This is a genomic window from Companilactobacillus sp. y65-5 (assembly GCF_057541095.1).
In genome coordinates, this window is record NZ_BAAJOA010000004.1 from 64178 (window position 1) to 83069 (window position 18892).

An 18892-nucleotide genomic window follows, 5' to 3' on the forward strand; every position below is an offset into this window, starting at 1 on the left:
AGAGAACGGAGGTGATTGACAATGACAATCAATTTGAGAAGATTAAAAGCAGAACGAATTGCAAAAGGAATCACACAAGATCAAATGGCGAGTCGCATGGGCTGGAGCACAAGAACACCCTATGCAAAACGTGAAAATGGTTTCGTATCGATTGGTGCTGATGAATTAGCTAAAATGGCCACTATCCTTGGATTCTCAAGGGATGAGCTCGGGATTTTTTTTACAAAGGACGTTCCCAATAAAGAACGGATTCATTGATTGAAAAATATAATTGCGAATCAAAAGTTTTAGGAAGGGAAAAATAAAAAATGAACAACTTACAAGAATTTACAAATGGTGATATCAAATTGCCAGTTCGTACTAATCAAAATGGTGACATTAAATTTGATGCTGAAAAAGCAGCCATTGGATTAGGAATCTTTGAAAATAAAAATAATAAAAAATATGTAATTTGGAAGCGTATCAGTAAATATCTTTCGACACAAGTGTCGAAGGGAGATTTTATCACTGAACCCCAATTTTATAAGTTGGCAATTAAAGCCAACAACCCAACAGCTGAGAAGTTTCAAGATTGGGTAACATCAGAAGTTCTACCAACAATTAGAAAACATGGTGCTTACTTAACTGATTCCGCAATTGAGCAAACGTTAACTGATCCTGATTACTTAATCAAATTAGCCACACAGCTCAAGACAGAGCGTGAAGGTAGATTGATTGCTGAACAACAAGTAGCAGAGGACAGACCAAAAGTTACTTATTATGACAAAGTTCTCGCTAATCCATCATTAGTAACTATAACTATCATTGCTAAAGATTACGGAATGAGTGGACAAACGTTAAACAAGAAACTTCATGAACTTGGAATTCAATATAAACAAGGTAAAACATGGTTGCTTTATTCTAAATATCAACATAATGGTTGGACTCATTCAGATACAACGATGGTTAAACGAAAAGATGGAACTGAAAAGGCTGTTTTAAACACTAAGTGGACTCAAAAAGGTCGTTTAGGACTATATGAAGTTCTTAAGCAGCACAATATTTATCCTATGATTGAACAACTTATGGAGGTCTAGCCATGCAAACAAAACCAATTGAAATGGTTCTAAGCGACCGACAGTTTCAAATTCTGCAAACATCGGTAACTCAAGCCGTAACGCGTAAATGGCTACGAACTAAAGACTTACCGAACTATTTAAGCATGGCTGACAGTACGATTCGTGAGAATTTACCAGGTCTTCCATTCCACATAGTAGGTGGCACCAAGCTTTATGATCCGAATGAAATAGACGATTACATTAAAGATTTATAAAAAAACAAGCGTGGGAGCAAAGTTTTATGAGAAGCATATCAATACCAGCAATTATATGGGTGCCAGCATTAGTGTGGGCAATTACATACTTACTAACTAAATATCACGGAGTCAGAAATTTCATAAAAGAGTGCTTTGACTTCGACTTGTAGGAGAAATTTAAATGGACAATTTAGAAATTAAAACGGATGCCGATTATGATCCAAATGGCGATTGTGAACCTTACGATGTCATGATTGATGACAAATTGACGGGAGATGAACCACGTGAATTCTAAAGAGTTTAGTGAATTACTATCCGAACACAAAAAGATAAATAGAACTATTGAATACACTGAAACCTTAATCGATGAACAAAGACAACTCCAGGCAAATGCTGAGAGTCGAGACGATGAGGAGGCATACAGCAATTGTATTTTAAGACTGCAAGTCACGAACAGCCGTTATAAATCTGAGAATGATGATATTGAAAGCAAGTTAATTAAAGCATTCCAGGAGGCAGCTAATGGCAATAAATAAAGACGTGACAGCGATTGAGAATGCCTTAGATGAGTTCGTTCGAATTGGCGAAGAGATTGGACGAACAGCTGAACAAATTGAATCATATGAAGCTGATCACTACGTGGAAAGTGTACAAGGAATTAATAACGAGTCGCTTCACTACCATATCGAGCGTTTAAAACATCATAGGGATGACTTGATGATTGATAAGGCTAGAGCTGAAACAGTAGTTAGAGAAGCTTTTGAACACTACTACGCTTGAGAGAAGGTGAAAGAGTGACTGAAATAGAGAAACTTGTAGATATAGCTGTTCAATTCGGACAGATGAGGGTTCTAGTTAATCGTGAACCGACTCACTGGCACGTACATGAATTTCTTAGATTAGCTGGCGAAATGAACGAACAAAAAAAGTCGCTCACCACAGCTATGGCAAACGACAAACTAGCTAATAACTATATTAATTAATAAGGTAATTATACCACGAGAGGGGAATGAGTTTAATGGCAACTTTATATGATCTAACAGGCAAGTATCTACAGTTAGCTGAGCTTGCAGAAGAAACAGACCCACAACTATTTAGCGACACGATGGACAGTATTACAGATGCAATCAAAGACAAGGCGGTTGGATATGCAAAAGTCGATAAAGAGTTAGCGAAGGACGAGAAAGCTCTTAAAGAAGAGGCTAAACGATTTTCGGCACGTGCTAAGACTATCGCTAACAATCGTAAGAACTTAAAGCAAAGCTTGCAAAACACAATGGAATTGACTGGAACAGAAAAGATTAAAACTCCTGAATTTACTATTTATATTCAAAATAATCCGCCAGCTCTTAAGATTCCTGATGAGAGTCAGATTCCAGCATATCTAACTAAAACTAATGTCGTTCCAGATACGGCTAGAATCAAAGAATTATTGAAGAAAGGAACCGAAGTCCCGGGAGCTGAGCTAGTAACTGGGTCATCGGTAAGGTTTAGATAAGTGACATTACATTCAATGAAAGATGTTTCTAAAACGGATAAATTTCGAGTCGCAATTTATGGAAAACCCGGAACAGGTAAGACATCAGCAGCTAAATATTTAACAGGCAAATCAATCATTGTCCCGTTTGATAATTCTGAAAAAGTCCTGGGTGGTTTAGATAATATCGAAGCAGAAACATTTGATAAATCGATTCCAACTAAAGAACTAGCAAGATTAGTAACAGAACTACCTAAGGAATTAACGGGATTCAACAACTTGATTTTGGATAACGTATCATCTTTGGAAAAAGCTTGGTTCATCGAACAAGGTCGAAACTCAAAAAGCGGCATTAGAAACGAATTACAAGATTACTCAGGATGGACAAATTTCTTCATTCGTGTAATCGATTCATTTTACAAGTTACCTATTAATATTCTGGTTACCGCTTGGGAAACTCAAAATGATTTCACTTCCATGACTGGGCAAACATTCGACCAATATAGTCCACAGCTGAGAGATTCAGTTAGAGATACATTCATGGGATTAACCGATGTAGTTGGTCGTGTGATGGTCAATCCTGATACTGGCAAGCGTGGAGTAATCCTAGAAGGTAACGATGGGATTTATGCCAAAAATCGATTAGATGATAGAAAAGCTTGTGCTATTGAAGACTTGTTTAAGTGGGGAACTAAGCCCACAGATGCCGAATGACATTCATTCTTAGAAACTATCAAAACAAGCTGATCAACGATTTAAAGAATTCCTTAGTTCAAGGCAATCACAATGTAGTAGTTCAATCCCCAGCTGGTTCAGGTAAGACGGTAACAATGGCGGCTATTGCCAAAGGTGCAACTGACAAGCAAAACAACGTTCTATTCATCGTTCACAGGCGTGAAATTGTTGAACAAGTTAAAAGTACGTTCAAAGCGTATGGAGTGAATATGAAACTCTGCTATGTGGGTATGGTCCAAACGGTAACGAGAAGACTGGAAAAATTAGACAAACCGCAGTTGATTCTTGTTGACGAATGCCACCATGCACTAGCTAAATCATATACTCGAATATTTGATTATTTTAAGCAAGCTAACGTTGTGGGATTCACAGCTACACCTATTAGATTATCCGGACAAGGACTATCAAAAGTATTTGATGATCTAATACTAGGTCCACAGATTGACTGGTTAATTGATAATAATTTCTTGGCGCCTTATGAATACTATTCAGTCAAGCTAATTGATGATAAGAAATTGAAGAAAAATTCAACTGGAGATTTTAGTTCTAAATCTATGGATAGTGCATCTAAAAATATTATCTATGGGGATGTTATTAAAACGTACAAACGAGTCGCTAGCAATACTAAAACTATCATCTATACACACAACGTTGAATCAAGTAAAAAGGTTTCTGATGAGTTCAATAAAGCTGGGTATAGTTCCTTACAAGTTGACGGAAAAACTCCTAAGAAACTTCGAGAACAGGCTATGAATGACTTCAAGACGGGTAAGGTAAAAATACTAGTCAATGCTGAGCTGTACGGTGAAGGTGTGGACGTTCCAGATTGTCAAACAGTAATAATGCTACGTCCCACCGAATCGCTATCACTATTCATCCAACAATCAATGCGTTGCATGAGATACAAGTCAAATAAGAAAGCTACGATTATTGATCACGTTGCTAATTATACAAGATTTGGATTGCCAGACCAGCCTAGAGAATGGTCACTTGATGATTGGAAAAATCAGAGTGAAGTAAAAATAAGTGTTTGCGAGTTTTGTTTTGCAACGTTTGAAACAAAGGAATGGATAAAAGTAGTAGATGAAAATGGCTCAGCTAGAAGAAAGTGTCCATTCTGTGGAAAATTAGCATTGCTAAATGTAAGAGGTGCCCCTAAAGAAAAGGAAATTGATACTTCAGCAGAACTTGTAGATATTAATAAGAAACAGGTCGAGCAAATGAAATTTGCTAGTCGGAATCCGTACAAATCGAAATCCATATCTAATATTTATAAAATACTTAAATCACAAAAAGATTTAGGAACTAGAAAAATTAAATATCCATTGCAAAGAACACTCCATATTCGTATGGACCAGTTGCATGGAAAGATACCAATGAAGGAATTAGAAAAATTATCTGATGTTTCAAAAGTACCTATGAATAGCATTCAAATATCGTACAGAACAGCATTTAGAAAACATAATTTTAAAAACGAAGGGGACGGAATAACAATCCGTTTTTAGGTAAAAGTAATGGCAGAAATTAAACTAGATTTTTCAGATGTAAGCGAAGGAAACCGAAAAATTGAGGATGGTACGTACGAAGCATTAATTTCAAGCGTGGGAGAAGATGCCACTAATAGTGGAGCACAATTCATGAACTTTAATATGGTTATCCGCAATGATATTGAACAGAAATTTCAAAATTTTCATGTATGGCAACGAGTATTTAAGAGTAAGAAAACAGACACATATCCAATGAGATGGATCAACCAAATCGCCAAAGCTTCAAATATGGAAAACGGTAAGAAATATCAAAGTTTTAAGGAATTGATGGATGATTTTTGGAAGCGACCAGTAAAGATCACTGTTAAAAATGAGAAATCCGAATATCAAGGAAAAACATACGAAAACTTAAATGTAAAAGCATGGATGCCAACTGATTTTCCTAATGTTCAACATAAATTTAAATCAGAAAATAAGGACAAAGACCCGTTTGCTGACAACGGTAAACCAATGGATATTAGTGATTCAGATTTGCCTTTCTAATTAAGGAGGAGACTAACGGAAGTATTCAAGCCAATACCAGAATACGAAGTAATTTATGAAGTGAGTAATAAAGGAACTATAAGAACGGATAAGGAGAAAAAATAATGAATTATGCAAATATTCCAAAAGAGCTTCGGCTCTTAAAACAATGGGGACTATTCAAACTTGTTTGGAAAGAAGAAAGAAATAAATATACCAAGATTCCATTTTCTATTGATGGAACTTCAGGACGTAGCAATGATCCAAATACTTGGTCAAATTTTGAAGATGCACTTGAAGCAAAAGAAAGGCTTGGGTTCGACGGATTAGCTTTCTATTTTGCAAATGGATATGTAGGTGTTGATGTAGATCATGTTAAAGGCGACATACAAAGATATTTAGACGGTGATGTAACAGATAACATTGTTTATGACTTTATCTCACACACACAGAGCTATACAGAAATATCGGTATCTGGAGAAGGACTACACATTATTGTCAAGGGTAGCATTCCTGGCGACAGAAGGCGTAAAGACAACGTTGAAATGTATGAATCTGGTAGATTCTTTGCATTAACAGGCAATTTCTTTGGAAACAATAAGCAGGTTGCAGATGCCGATTTAACACATCTTTACAAAACTTACATTGATAATCAAAAAATTGTTCAAATTCCTGTAAAAGAAAACAAAAGCTTCGGTATCAATGATCTATCCACGCAGGAAATTATCCGTGAAGCTATTAATTCTAAAGCTGGAGAACGTTTTAAAAAACTGTTGAATGGCAAGTGGGAAGGACTCTATACGTCGCAATCAGAGGCAGATATGGCCTTTGCTAATGATCTAGCATTCTGGACAGCCAAAGATTTTAACAAGATGGATGAAATATTTCGTTCATCTGGACTCATGCGAGATAAATATGACGAGAAACATGGGAAAGTAAATTATGGTGTCGGACTCCTCAATAAGGCCATAGCGGAAGTTTCAGAAACATTCGTACCTAAAGATGATAATGATTTTCAAATATATGTTGAAGATAATAATTCTGACGATAAGAAACAGAAGAAATTCTATTCTTATGATGATACTGGAAACTCAGAGCGTTTCATGGATAGCTATGGAAAGCTAGTCAAATATGATGATAAGAGAAAGAAGTTTCTATATTTTGACGGTCATGTTTGGACATATGACAAAACAATGATGGTCAGTAAACTTGTAAATCGTGTTGTAGATAATTTAAAGAACGAGCCTGTATTCGTTCCTGAAGATGGAGACGATGAGGAAGCAAAAAAGGCTCGTGGGAAGTTTATAAAAAGAAGCCGAAATCATGCTGGAAAAGATGGAATGATCAAAGAAATAAAGCCATTAATTTCAGACGATTTAACTAAGTATGACACAAAAACAAATGTGTTAAATACTCCATCTGGTTTCGTTGACCTGTCCACGGGAGAATTGAATGAAACTAAACCGGATTGCAAATTTACAAGAATTACTAATGCTGAATATTCAGATACTCACGACGCACCAAAGTGGAATGAATTTTTAAACCAAATTTTTGACGGCAATAAAGAATTAATTAGATATATTCAAAAGTGTGTTGGCTATACATTAACTGGGACTACCGATGAACAATGTATGTTTTTTCTTCATGGTGACAAATTAAAAAATGGTTCAAATGGTAAATCGGTATTTGTAGAAACATTATCACAAGTTTTAGGAACATATTCAGAAACAATTTCCCCTGAAGTTTTAATGGTAAGTAAGTTTTCCGGAAACTCAAATGGACCAACTCCTGAAATTGCAAAAATGAAGGGTGCACGAATGATCATAACTTCTGAGCCCGATGAAGGAACACGATTATCTGAAGGAATTGTTAAGCGATTAACAGGTAACGAGAAAATAACTGCACGTGAGATGTATGGCGAATCGTTTACATTTATGCCTACCGGCGTTATCTGGATGTCTACTAACCACAAGCCAATTGTTAGGGGGACTGACGATGGTATTTGGAGAAGACTTGTATTTATACCATTCTTAGTTCAAATCCCTGACAGCAAGAAAGATTTGAATTTAAAGGATAAATTACTTCGTGAAGCTCCTGGAATCTTAAATTGGGCTGTTGACGGAGCATTAATGTGGCAGCAGGAGGGATTAAAAAATGATATTCCACAAATAGTTAAAGCATCTAATAAGAGCTATCGAAAGGAAATGGATGTTATCGGAAATTTCTTAGAAGATTGCTGTGATCTTGGCGATAATCAAAAAGATACATTCAAAGATATTTCAGCAGCTTTTATAGCTTGGGAAGACATTTATGGTTATAACATGTCAAAAAGAAAGTTGAGCAGAGAATTATCACAACGTTTTGACAAAATGAAATCAAACGGAGAGATCGTTTATAAAGGGATTTCAATAAAATCTCAAAATAAAGCATTTTCGATTTCTGTAATGGAGCAATAATTTCTTACGTCACTTTTAAGTTACTGTCATAAGCGTTGATATAACAGCGTTTATAACTTAAAAAGTGACGTAGTGACATAAGACTCTTATTGTTTATAAATATAAAAAATATATATTTTATATATATATATATAAGAGTTAGTATATGGGTCACTTACGTCACTTTTTATTATTTAAAAGCTCTGTAAGTCAATGATACCAACGGTTAAGCCAATAGTGACGTAAGTGACGTAAAAAAAGAAGGTATTTTTATCAGAGAACAAGATATTCAAAGTTTAATTAGAATTGCAGTTTCTAAAGATCACTGCAGAATCTTTCGTGGAAATGTTGGGAAGGTTAAAACAATTAATGGCAGATGGTTTGATACTGGATTACCACCAGGGTACCCAGACCTACATGGATACAAAATCTCTAACGGGAAAATGTTTTATATCGAAGTTAAGACACCAACCGGAAGACCTAGACCAGACCAAATACAATTTCATAATCAACTGATGACTGATCATATCATCCACGGCATAGCACGAAGTCCAGAAGACGCATTAAAAATAATTGATGAGGAGTTGGTTGGATATGGTTTCAAATCATAATGATTGTGGAGGAAATAAAAAATGACTGATTCAATATTGAAGATGGTTCAAGCAATTGAAAATGATTATGGAACAGACTATACACTTTGGCCCGAAAATGACACTAGATTAAAAAAAATACATGAATGGTATATAAATCATCCCGATAAACAAAAGAGAAATTTGTCAGAAACTGATATTCTAAGAATCCAAAAATTGTTGGATAAACAAATGCAGAAGAAAAAAATTTGTGAGATGTTTGAAATTAGCCCAGGAAAGTTAATACGCGAGATTAAGATGGGGATTTTAGATGACACAAAGTGGAAATCGGTAGGGAGGTAAAAAAATGACTAATTCAGTGATTAAAATGGTTCAAGCAATCGAACGAGATTACGGCACTGTTGCATGTAAAGAAGCTGCTAATGATCCTCGTTTGAAAGCCTTACAAAAACGTTTCTCTGATCCAGTTGGGCATCCCAAGAAGGAGTATCTATATAGGGGACAACAACCACGCAGGGAGCAAAAGCTACGTAAAGCACAACAACTACTCGATAATACCAACTTACCTAAATACAAAATTGCGGATCAAGTTGGTTATAACAAAGATTATTTTAGTGCATTATGTACAGATGGATATTTAGATGATAGCAAGTGGTATATCAGCCGGAAACATCTTCACAATTACGAATATTATTGCGATAACAAGCTAATTGCCAAGGGAACAATCAACCAGATAGCTATGAAACTAGGCAAAAGCCCCAGTTCAATTCGCGGATGTATGCTAAGCAGCTATAAGAAATATGAGCATAAGCATACCTATAGATTAGTGAAAGTTAGATGAGATAATCATGACAAGTAAAGAGATTTATTCAAAAATCGGGCGAATAAAATTTTTAAATTAATTGAATAGCAACACAAAACTACACCGCATCACAAATATACGTCATGACATATAGAGGAGAAAATTAACATGAGTAAAAGACACTTAAGCCGTAGATATAAGGATTTAGTAGATTGGGTAAAAGAAATGAAAGGTCAAGACGAAGCTACACGTTCATTAGCGTTCATACTTTTTGACATTTATGATTTGAGATATGAGGGCTCTATTGGTGATATTTTAAAAGACTTAAACGAAGATTTAAAACTTAACTCATCTAACCACTTAATTCCCATCATCGTAGACATCTATAACGATAACTATGAGATTGAAGAGCCTGAATACTATTGGAAATTTAATGAATTAAAAGGATTTAACAAACGTGATTTGTATTTTGGAATTACACTCGATATCGAATTGCTGCTTATTGATGTAGCAACTCATGGAACTGCTAAAAAATGTACTAAATCAGAGTTAAACGATTATTTGCTTGATACTAATTTAACGACTGATAATTTCACACCGACGGAGGTGCTTAATTGATGACTAATGTGGAGGGCTAATCATGGATAAATCAAGAATTATTGAACTAACTCAAGAATTAGCAAGCGTACCAGACACTGATACAGGCTATGCTAAACACTACATATTAGAGGAAATTGAATATGAGTTAAACGAAAAAATAACCATGCCAAAAGTGTTCGATGATTGGTACAAAGACATAACAGCGGAATCATCAGACATTCAAGGAATTGTTACTTCTTTTAATTCGACGATTGATGGAAAATACAATAATTTTGGACCAGAAAAAACATTATTTGATTGGGTGCATAGTGGCAAATACAACAGAGTTCTTGGCATGAATTTAGTTGATGAGAACAGATATAGAAAATGTTTAGAAGCTATTTTGTACGGTTATGAGGTGGAAGAATGAAGCAGGTCAAAACGTTTATTACTTATGTAGAAGAAAATAATGATAAACAAATTAATGAATTCATGAAGAATCATAAAGTCCTAAATGTTAGAAACCAAATCATGCAAGGCTTTACGTATAATAGTGAAACTAATTATGTAACTAACATTTACAAAACATTTAAACCATCAATTATTACAACGGTTATTTATGAGGTAGAGAAATGAAAAAATATAAATTAAAGCTAGATTACACAGCAGACGAATTAAAGGAACTTAAGGAACTCAGAAGACATTACGATAGTCCAATGGATGCAATACGTCAAATAGTCCTAGTAACAATTGGTGACGACCTATGCAGAAACTTGCGGGAAAAATATTTTGCAACGAGACCAGCAGACGAATTTGATTTTATGACAGATATTAATAATGTGGTAATGGGAACTGCTATTTTTCCGGAGGAAAAGTATGTTGTCCATGATAAAGCAACAGACCAGTATATTTACTACAATGTGACAGAGTAGAGATTGGGTTGGGGGCAACTTGAAAAAGAGATACCAGATATAAAGACTAAAGATGAATGGTTAGAAATTAACCCAGCATATGAATCAATGCTAGAAAGGGTAGAAGACTAATTAAATCATTATTAAGTGAGGGGATATAAAATGCAGTTTAGCGAACATACAGAAGATTTTCCAAAATCATCATTTGAAGATAAGCCAAGCATTAATGATGAAGCAAAAAGAGTAGTATTTCAAGTTGAATTTAAAGATTTAACGTTGGTATTTCGCAAACCTGATGATCCTCGTATAACTTTTTATAGAAGCGCTGGAATGATTGAGGTTGAAGCAAATAAAAGAAATTTCATTTTTAGTTTAAACAATATTTTATTCATGAAGTATGATCCAGAAAAATGTGTTATTTACTATGGATAGGGGAGAGTGAACACTATTAGATCAGACATCCGCATTAGAATAGAGGCAATCCTAAAAGATTATCCAGACCTCGAAAAATATATCAAAGACCGTAAACAGGAATTAATGATTCCACACCGTGAAGTTGATGAGAATGTGGGCGGTGGTAAGTCAAGTATTGTATCACGGCCACAAGAAACATTAATGGTTACCATTGACGCTGATAGACGTTTGAACATGCTTGAGCGTGAGAAGAGTGCCGTTGAAAAGTGTTTCTTTGAATCTGATACTGATACACAAATAATTATTAAAGAGCTATATTTTAGAAGATATCCAAAATATACTACTGAAGGATTATCATTAAATCATGTGGTAAATTGTTCAATTCGCACTATTAAAAGAATGAAAGGAGCTTTTTTAAGAAGACTAGCTAGTGAGTTAGATATTTATGAACCATAATTGGCACGATATTGGCACTTTTTACCATCAAAAAAAAAATAGAATAGTATTATAGCAAAGCTATGAAATCCAAAGGTGGATATAAATCATGAGCACGAATTATTGTTGGTATTGTAAAAAAGAAGTCAAAAACGCTTTATCCGAAGGCACTGACTATCACGGATTTTTGGTGCATCGAAAATGTTTAGAGCCATGTAAGAAATATGAGAATGATCTTTACGATGAATACAATCGAAATCGGATGGAAACTTTTTGGAACAAGGCACTCAGAAGCATTAAAAAGAAATATAACATTAATATGTATTTCGAAGAAGCACAAATTGTTTACGACAAGGCAATGAGTGATTATAAAAAATTTCAATCATCGCAAGAAATGATGGCGGCAATGGAGCTTATAAGAAAAAGAATACACACAAAGGTTCAATATCCAATATTAAATTATAAAGTTGATTTTTTATTGCCAGAATTAAAAGTAGCATTGGAAATTGACGGTGGACTGCATAAGTTCCAGATTGTTAAAGATTCAGCAAGAGAAATAGCGATTATGAATGAATTAAACAAAGAAGATACTGGCTGGGAGGTTATTAGGATTCCTACCAATATGATGGAAAAAGACATACAGAAGTTGGTTCCTGCAATAAAAATGCTTTATAAGAAAAGGCAAGAAACCCGAAGAAAAAATGGTGGGTTCTTACCAACCAATTGGAGTAGGACCAATAGAGATATGCAATTAGAAATTCTAAAAGAAGTTGATAAAACCACCGATTCCTATAAAGGTTTATTAACTGACGAAAAGAACCAACAGCTACATTAAAAAATATTACAGAGTGGTGTGGAAACCCTCTGCATTTTGTAAGAATGCTATGGTAGCAAGTTAATGAAGACCAAACAATATTATTAATACCAAAATAATTCCTTCCAAAATTATATGGATACAACGCTTAGATTAACTTCTGGTTCGATTCCAGATTCTTGCATTGTGGAGTTACAACACTCCACACATAGATTTTTCATACAAATCCTCATAAGATTTAATTAATGACTGATCATGATAACGTCAGTCATTACGTTTCGATAGCTCAACGGGTAGAGCAGTGGTATTCGGCCGCAGGTAATAGGTTCAACTCCTATTCGAAGCATTGATTGCTGGAAAGCAATCAAAAAATAAATAATTTAAAAGAAAGAGCTTTTAATTCTTTTAATTTGCCAATACAACAACGGTGGCTAGTGGTGCAAAGGGTAACACTAAATACAGATGATGGTGCATGGTTCGATTCCATGCCTAGCTATATGTGGAAGTATTTCCACAGTGTATGAAATAAAAGTTTAATACTAATCGAAGTGAGGTTGTCTCCCTCACTCTGGTAGCGTGAATGGCTGGGAAGCTAAGAGATCATATCTCTTGCGTTCAGGTTCGAACCCTGGACACGCTATAATCGTGGGCGGTGTGGAAAGTTATAGAAAGGTGCGAGGTAACGGCTCGTGGGACTTTCCAAATTAGTGTGAATGCAAATGGCGTGCACGTCGATAGGTTGGATTCCTATCCACACTTTATTATTAGCTTATAGATAATATCTATCTGCTTTTTATTTTGGAGGATAAGTAATGAATAACAACGATAGCAATACAACTAAAACAGGCTTAGGGTTTCTATCCATTCTCACTCTCATCTTTGTCGTGGCCAAGATTCTTGGTTTCCTATCCTGGTCATGGTGGTTAGTGTTCTTGCCTATCTGGAGTCCAATTCTTGCGCTCATCTTATTTATATTTATAGCTTGGATTGTGACGCTGATTACTAATGGCTAAGCCAAAGAAGCTAATGGTTATCAATGGAAGAAGGCAGTTAGTTCCTATTGATTACCAGACCAGAACTGAAACAGACAAGGCATACAATCAAAAGAGGAACCGTGAGAACAAAGAGTATGTATCCTTTTACAAGACCACAGCATGGAGACATACACGTGAACAAGTCCTGCTACGTGACTACTCTACATGCGTTAGATGTGGGCTAGAAGGAAACATAGTTGATCACATTATTCCAAGTGAAGATGATTGGGAAGACAGACTTAACATAGATAACTTAGAGACATTGTGCCAAAGATGTCACAACTTAAAGACTAAACGTGAATGGATAAAGAAACACAAAGGACGTGAACGAGCTATGCAAATACATGTAGTGATAGGCTATCCAGCTAGTGGCAAGTCAACCTATGTAGCTAGACATATGACATCACATGATTTGGTTTATGATTATGATTTAATTAGTTCATCTTTAGATGGTTCAATGCTAAACGTATTAAGAACGAATGACATTGAAGCTAATGACAAAGCTATTCATAAACACAACATTGATGTTAATGACTATGTTCAAATGATTTATGAAATGATTCTTCGAAAGATTAAATCGGAAAAGACATTTGAGAATGTTTGGCTGATCATGACTAAACCAGACGATAGGTTGACAACTCTCTTAGCATCTTATGATGTTGATTGGTTGATGTTAGATACAAGTAAAGAAGAATGTATCAACAGACTTCACAAGCAACACAGAGATACTACTAACTCATACAACTTGATGAACGAAGTTGATAGATTGATTGATGATTTAGATTTGAAAGTTAAATTAATAAAACAAAATTAAATAAAATTATTTTCTTTTCATTAATTAATAATGAATTGAATTTAGTTTTATTTTTTTGATTTAAATATATTTTGCAAAAACAATTGAACGACGTGTGATTTATATCCAATGTGGGTATCTTAAATTTCTGGACATACCCCCCTCAAAGTCAACGGGGGCGTACATTCCCCCTGCTTCTTGAACGCACGTCATCTTTTTTGCGTCCCAAATTCTATTAATTAAAAGGCCCAAAGTGGAGAATAGTACCCAATATTATAAGAAATAACATACAAAAGTGGCGATTGAGATTGGAGGTGGTGTAATGGCGGGCAAAGGTCGTAAATATAAGGTTTTGGAACAGTCTGAAGCTAACTTAACTAAGCAGCAGCAAGAAGCTAAATTCAATGCTGAAATATTAGCGAGTGATGGTTACAAGTTACTCCAAAATTCACCTCCTAATCGGCTCTCTGGAGTTGCAAAAGCGGAGTGGAAACGAATTATACCAGACCTTAAAAACTTGCCTGTAAGAGCAGTCGATAGGGCAATGGTTGAACAATATTGTTTTTGGTATTCTCAATTTGTAGATCTAAGTAAACGTCTTGAAGCTGTGAATGATATTGACGACCGAATGAAAATTTTGGGGACTCTAGATAAAGTTTCAAAAAACGTTCGTTCAGCTGCTAGTGAAATTGGTCTCACTGTAGATTCACGTATGCGTATGAATGTTCCAAAAAAGGAAGACAAGCCTAAATCGCTTGCCGACAAATTAGGATTTTAGGAGGTGATAGCATACAAAACTATATTAATAAAGTTTTAAGCGGTGAATATGTCACTTGCAAGGCCACGCTAAACGCCGTAAAACGTCACGAAAATGACTTGAAACGTACTAAAGACCCTGACTTTCCATATGAGTTTGACCAAGAACTTGGTAATAAAGCGGTTAAGTTTATCGAGATGTTGCCAGACCCTAAAGGTGGCACTCATAAATTAGCCGGTTTCCAGAAATTTATTATTGAAAACATATATGGCTGGGTTAGAAAAGATAATCATGGATTACGTCGCTATCACAAGGTGTTTGTTTCAATGGCAAGAAAACAGGGTAAAACCCTATTAATTGCTGGGATTATCCTGTATGAATTTCTATTTGGTAAGAATCCAGAACGTTCCAGACAGATATTTTGTACCGCTAATGACAAGGAACAAGCTAAGATTGCGTTTGAAATGGCAAGAAAACAATTAGATCAGTTGCGTGCTAGATATCCGGATGTTAAGAAGTCCACTAAGAGAATTCGCGAGTTACTTATTAACTTGGATGACGATTCATACGTTCGTCCTCTCTCTCGTGATACTGGAGCAATTGATGGATTTGAACCACAACTTGGAGTCCTGGATGAATACGGAGCAAGCAAGACAAATGAAATGATGGAACTACTCGAATCTGGTCAAGGTCAACTTGATAATCCTTTAATCGTTATTATTTCAACAGCCAATTTTAATATGAATGCACCCATGTTCACTGTTGAATATCCACGAGCTAAAGAGATTCTTGAAAATAAAATTGTTGATGATCAGTATTTTGCCTTTATTGCTGAACAAGAATCGATTGAAGAAATTGAGAATCCAGACATGTGGATTAAATCTAATCCATTACTTGAGGTTAAAGGATTGCGAAAGAAATTAAATAAGTATCTGGCTAAGCGTTGGGAAGTTGCTAAACAAACAGGCGAGAAGAACGCCGTATTAGTTAAGAATTTTAATATGTGGCGTCAAGCGGAAGAAAATTCATTTATCGATATTGAAGCGTGGAAGAATGCTGAGGTAGATATGCCAGACATAACAGGTAAAAGTGCCTGGATTGGCATTGACGTTGGTAAGAGTTCTGATTTATTTGCAGTTGATTGGCTGGTTCCAATTGATGGCGTTTGGTACTTGGATAATTACGATTTTGTTGGAACTAAATATGGATTAGATGCCAAAATCAAACGAGATAGAATGGACTATCGAAAGTTTGAAGAACTTGGATATTGTGAGATTACTAAGCTTGAGTCAGGAGTAATTGACCAGGATAGAGTTTACGAATGGCTAGAGAATTTCATAGCTAGAAATGATTTAGATGTCCAGGGTATTTACTTCGACCCTTACCAATATGGACCGTTGATGGCAAAAATTGAAAAAAATCATCCAGAATGGGAACAAGTTTCAATTAGACAAGGGACTATGACATTATCAGCACCAACTAAACAATTTAGAGATGATATTATTTCTGGCAAGATTAAGCATTCTAAGAATGCAATTCTTACTACTGCTGCTACTAATGCTGTGGTAATGACTGATAACAACGGTGTTCGTATTGACAAGAATAAATATTCAAATAAGATTGATCCGATTGATGCGGCTCTCAATCCTTATGCAATCTGCTTCACTGAAAATATAGATAATTACTTAACTGATGATTATGTTATGAGCAATGATTTTGGATTTTAGGAGATGAAAATGAAAAATATATTTAAATGGATAGCTTTGAACTTGCCACAAATTTTATTAATTTGCGGTTTTTTTGTATTTTCAACCGGTTGGTATTTTATTAATTTACCAATTGGATTGATTGTGACAGGCGTTTCATTGATTGTCCTAGCACTTCTAATAATGAAGTCTGACTAGAAGGGAGGTGAATAGATGAGCTTTTTTAGAAGTTTAAATGATTCTAGCAATGATTGGGCTATGGACTATTTGAATAACGGTATTTTGCCAAGCAATCGAAATTTTATGGGAATCGGTGCTTTGAATAATTCAGATGTATTGACCGCTGTCTCAATTGTAGCTGGCGATGTTGCAAGATTTCCTATCCTACAAATTAGAGATAGTGATGATTCAATTGTGGACGAGAATACCGTTACCTACCTATTAAATAAGAAATCTAATGATGATAGTTCCGCATACTTCTGGAAATTTGCCATGATGGTTAATGCGATTTTAACCGGTAATTCGTACACACGAATTATTCGCAACCCTACGACATACGGCAAGAATACTGGCAAAGCAATAGAATTAGAATTTTTCCCACCTTCACAAGTGGCGATTAACTATCGAGATAGACCAGGTGTAAAGCGCGAATATTACTATACGTTTTACCCGGAAGATGACAGAAAGCCGTTTGATTTAGAACCAGAAGATGTTATCCATTTTAAATTCTTTAGTTCCGACGGGATTGTTGGTAGGTCGCCGCTTTTATCGCTTGGAGACGAAATCAATTTACAAAAGTCTGGTGTTGATACGCTAGGACGATTCTTTAAGTCAGGTCTTAAAGGCTCAATTTTAAAGGTTAATGGAGCTAAGCTCAGCAAAGAAGCACGTAGAAAGATTAGAGCTGATTTTGAATATGCTCAAGAAGGCGATTCAAACGGTCCTATCGTTACTGATTCGACAATGGACTATCAACCATTAGAAGTAGATACAAGCGTTCTGAATTTAATTAATTCCAACAATTGGTCCACATCACAGATTGCTAAAGCAATGAGAATACCAGCCTATAAATTGGCAATTAATTCTCCTAACCAATCGGTGAATCAGTTAGCGGCTGGATATATCAGTAATGACTTGCCGTTTTACTTTGAGCCAATCGTTAGTGAATTTGAAATGAAATTACTGACTGATAAAGAACGTCACAAGTACCATTTCGAATTTGATACTCGTAAACAAACAGCAAGACCAGTCACTGAACTGATGGCGATGGTCGAACATAATGTCTTAACGCCTAATGAAGTTAGAGCCGAATTAGGTAAAAAAGCTGATGATAAAACTTCTGAAATGAATGAATATCAATCAACATTAAACACAGTTTCTTTGGGCTTGAAAGATGAATATCAAAAGAATAATAAGGCTCAACCGAAAGGAGGTGATGTTAATGGAACTAAGAACAACACAAACCAAAGTGGAGGTCAGAAGTGACGAAGAAAATTCACGAACAGTTGAAGGTTATGCACTTAAATTTGATACGCATTCACAACCTTTAGCTGACAACTATTTTATCGAAACATTAGATAAACGATGCCTTGATAATACCGATATGAGAAATGTAGTAGCCACTTTTAACCACGATCAATCCAGATTATTAGGCCGTTCAGGTGTCAATTTGACTTTGACTAAGGACGATACCGGATTGAGATTCAAAATTGATTTACCAAATACTACAACCGCAAACGACGTGTTAGAAGAAGTCAGAATGGGAATCTTATCTCAATGTTCTTTCGCATTCTCGTTGCCAGACGATGGTAGTGGTAGCGAATGGCATGAGTCAGATATTGATGGTGTGGAGTATGAAAGAACAATTCTCTCAATCGATAAATTGTACGATGTTTCAATTGTTACCACACCTGCTTATGCAGACACAAATGTGTCCGTAGATAAACGGTCAATGGAAGTAGTCAATAAGCTAAAAAAAGAACCGTTAATCAAAGCCAGAGAGCTTAAACGACAAGAAGCTTTAAGACAAATGAATATGAATTATTTGAAATAGGCCACCGATTAAGTTCAGTGACCTTTTTTAATACAAAAATTAAGGAGATTAGTT

27 protein-coding genes, 1 tRNA gene and 1 pseudogene are annotated in these 18892 nt (G+C 35.4%); all 29 read left to right on the forward strand.

Annotation, left to right across the window (positions count from 1 at the left end):
- The first annotated feature begins 21 nt into the window (after positions 1 to 21).
- Positions 22 to 258 (forward strand): helix-turn-helix domain-containing protein, encoded by a 237-nt coding sequence (locus AC27FM_RS08265; protein ID WP_125772373.1) that lies wholly within the window; start codon positions 22 to 24, stop codon positions 256 to 258.
- A gap of 50 nt (positions 259 to 308) precedes the next feature.
- Positions 309 to 1076 (forward strand): phage antirepressor KilAC domain-containing protein, encoded by a 768-nt coding sequence (locus AC27FM_RS08270; RefSeq protein WP_487087269.1) that lies wholly within the window; start codon positions 309 to 311, stop codon positions 1074 to 1076.
- A gap of 2 nt (positions 1077 to 1078) precedes the next feature.
- Positions 1079 to 1312, forward strand: coding sequence for a hypothetical protein (locus AC27FM_RS08275; protein ID WP_471702745.1), 234 nt, complete (start codon positions 1079 to 1081; stop codon positions 1310 to 1312).
- Positions 1313 to 1578: 266 nt separating this feature from the next.
- Positions 1579 to 1830, forward strand: a complete 252-nt coding sequence (locus AC27FM_RS08280; protein WP_487087271.1) for a hypothetical protein — start codon at positions 1579 to 1581, stop codon at positions 1828 to 1830.
- A complete protein-coding gene (locus AC27FM_RS08285) occupies positions 1817 to 2074 on the forward strand; it encodes a hypothetical protein (RefSeq protein ID WP_487087273.1) in 258 nt (85 codons plus the stop codon). Before AC27FM_RS08280 ends, AC27FM_RS08285 begins: the two co-directional genes overlap by 14 nt.
- A gap of 14 nt (positions 2075 to 2088) precedes the next feature.
- Complete coding sequence (locus tag AC27FM_RS08290) at positions 2089 to 2277, forward strand: hypothetical protein (protein WP_334333757.1); 189 nt, start codon at positions 2089 to 2091, stop codon at positions 2275 to 2277.
- Between the two features lie 35 nt (positions 2278 to 2312).
- Complete coding sequence (locus tag AC27FM_RS08295) at positions 2313 to 2792, forward strand: siphovirus Gp157 family protein (RefSeq protein WP_487087275.1); 480 nt, start codon at positions 2313 to 2315, stop codon at positions 2790 to 2792.
- A gap of 15 nt (positions 2793 to 2807) precedes the next feature.
- Entirely contained in the window at positions 2808 to 3485 is a 678-nt protein-coding gene (locus tag AC27FM_RS08300) for an AAA family ATPase (RefSeq protein WP_487087609.1), read from the forward strand.
- Entirely contained in the window at positions 3482 to 5011 is a 1530-nt protein-coding gene (locus AC27FM_RS08305) for a DEAD/DEAH box helicase (protein WP_487087277.1), read from the forward strand. Before AC27FM_RS08300 ends, AC27FM_RS08305 begins: the two co-directional genes overlap by 4 nt.
- Before the next feature lie 9 nt (positions 5012 to 5020).
- A complete protein-coding gene (locus tag AC27FM_RS08310) occupies positions 5021 to 5536 on the forward strand; it encodes a DUF669 domain-containing protein (RefSeq protein WP_487087279.1) in 516 nt (171 codons plus the stop codon).
- Positions 5537 to 5566: 30 nt separating this feature from the next.
- A pseudogene (locus AC27FM_RS08315) lies at positions 5567 to 5641 on the forward strand (NUMOD4 domain-containing protein); the annotation flags it as partial.
- Positions 5641 to 7971: a phage/plasmid primase, P4 family gene (locus AC27FM_RS08320; protein ID WP_487087280.1), complete on the forward strand. Its 2331-nt coding sequence runs from the start codon at positions 5641 to 5643 to the stop codon at positions 7969 to 7971. The pseudogene AC27FM_RS08315 and the gene AC27FM_RS08320, both read left to right, overlap by 1 nt.
- 251 nt (positions 7972 to 8222) lie before the next feature.
- Complete coding sequence (locus AC27FM_RS08325) at positions 8223 to 8561, forward strand: VRR-NUC domain-containing protein (protein WP_487087611.1); 339 nt, start codon at positions 8223 to 8225, stop codon at positions 8559 to 8561.
- 21 nt (positions 8562 to 8582) lie between these two features.
- A complete protein-coding gene (locus AC27FM_RS08330) occupies positions 8583 to 8882 on the forward strand; it encodes a hypothetical protein (protein ID WP_487087281.1) in 300 nt (99 codons plus the stop codon).
- 4 nt (positions 8883 to 8886) lie between these two features.
- Entirely contained in the window at positions 8887 to 9381 is a 495-nt protein-coding gene (locus AC27FM_RS08335) for a helix-turn-helix transcriptional regulator (RefSeq protein ID WP_487087282.1), read from the forward strand.
- 129 nt (positions 9382 to 9510) lie between these two features.
- Positions 9511 to 9960: a hypothetical protein gene (locus tag AC27FM_RS08340; protein WP_487087284.1), complete on the forward strand. Its 450-nt coding sequence runs from the start codon at positions 9511 to 9513 to the stop codon at positions 9958 to 9960.
- A 22-nt stretch (positions 9961 to 9982) separates the two neighbouring features.
- On the forward strand, positions 9983 to 10351 hold the full coding sequence (locus AC27FM_RS08345) for a hypothetical protein (RefSeq protein ID WP_487087286.1): 369 nt from the start codon (positions 9983 to 9985) through the stop codon (positions 10349 to 10351).
- Between the two features lie 202 nt (positions 10352 to 10553).
- The gene (locus tag AC27FM_RS08350; RefSeq protein WP_487087288.1) at positions 10554 to 10853 is read left to right on the forward strand and encodes a hypothetical protein; all 300 of its coding nucleotides are present in this window, start codon (positions 10554 to 10556) and stop codon (positions 10851 to 10853) included.
- Between the two features lie 141 nt (positions 10854 to 10994).
- A complete protein-coding gene (locus tag AC27FM_RS08355) occupies positions 10995 to 11264 on the forward strand; it encodes a hypothetical protein (protein WP_487087290.1) in 270 nt (89 codons plus the stop codon).
- A gap of 6 nt (positions 11265 to 11270) precedes the next feature.
- The gene (locus AC27FM_RS08360; RefSeq protein ID WP_487087292.1) at positions 11271 to 11702 is read left to right on the forward strand and encodes a transcriptional regulator; all 432 of its coding nucleotides are present in this window, start codon (positions 11271 to 11273) and stop codon (positions 11700 to 11702) included.
- Positions 11703 to 11790: 88 nt separating this feature from the next.
- The gene (locus AC27FM_RS08365; protein ID WP_487087294.1) at positions 11791 to 12516 is read left to right on the forward strand and encodes an endonuclease domain-containing protein; all 726 of its coding nucleotides are present in this window, start codon (positions 11791 to 11793) and stop codon (positions 12514 to 12516) included.
- A gap of 254 nt (positions 12517 to 12770) precedes the next feature.
- Positions 12771 to 12841: transfer RNA gene (locus AC27FM_RS08370), tRNA-OTHER, on the forward strand.
- 466 nt (positions 12842 to 13307) lie between these two features.
- A complete protein-coding gene (locus AC27FM_RS08375) occupies positions 13308 to 13508 on the forward strand; it encodes a hypothetical protein (protein WP_487087296.1) in 201 nt (66 codons plus the stop codon).
- Positions 13501 to 14343: an HNH endonuclease gene (locus tag AC27FM_RS08380; RefSeq protein ID WP_487087298.1), complete on the forward strand. Its 843-nt coding sequence runs from the start codon at positions 13501 to 13503 to the stop codon at positions 14341 to 14343. Before AC27FM_RS08375 ends, AC27FM_RS08380 begins: the two co-directional genes overlap by 8 nt.
- A gap of 301 nt (positions 14344 to 14644) precedes the next feature.
- Positions 14645 to 15100: a phage terminase small subunit P27 family gene (locus AC27FM_RS08385; RefSeq protein WP_487087300.1), complete on the forward strand. Its 456-nt coding sequence runs from the start codon at positions 14645 to 14647 to the stop codon at positions 15098 to 15100.
- A gap of 11 nt (positions 15101 to 15111) precedes the next feature.
- Entirely contained in the window at positions 15112 to 16806 is a 1695-nt protein-coding gene (locus AC27FM_RS08390; protein ID WP_487087613.1) for a terminase large subunit, read from the forward strand.
- A gap of 9 nt (positions 16807 to 16815) precedes the next feature.
- Positions 16816 to 16983: a hypothetical protein gene (locus tag AC27FM_RS08395; protein WP_334333728.1), complete on the forward strand. Its 168-nt coding sequence runs from the start codon at positions 16816 to 16818 to the stop codon at positions 16981 to 16983.
- Between the two features lie 15 nt (positions 16984 to 16998).
- A complete protein-coding gene (locus tag AC27FM_RS08400; RefSeq protein ID WP_487087302.1) occupies positions 16999 to 18270 on the forward strand; it encodes a phage portal protein in 1272 nt (423 codons plus the stop codon).
- The gene (locus AC27FM_RS08405) at positions 18227 to 18838 is read left to right on the forward strand and encodes an HK97 family phage prohead protease (RefSeq protein ID WP_487087304.1); all 612 of its coding nucleotides are present in this window, start codon (positions 18227 to 18229) and stop codon (positions 18836 to 18838) included. Before AC27FM_RS08400 ends, AC27FM_RS08405 begins: the two co-directional genes overlap by 44 nt.
- Positions 18839 to 18892 lie beyond the last annotated feature (54 nt).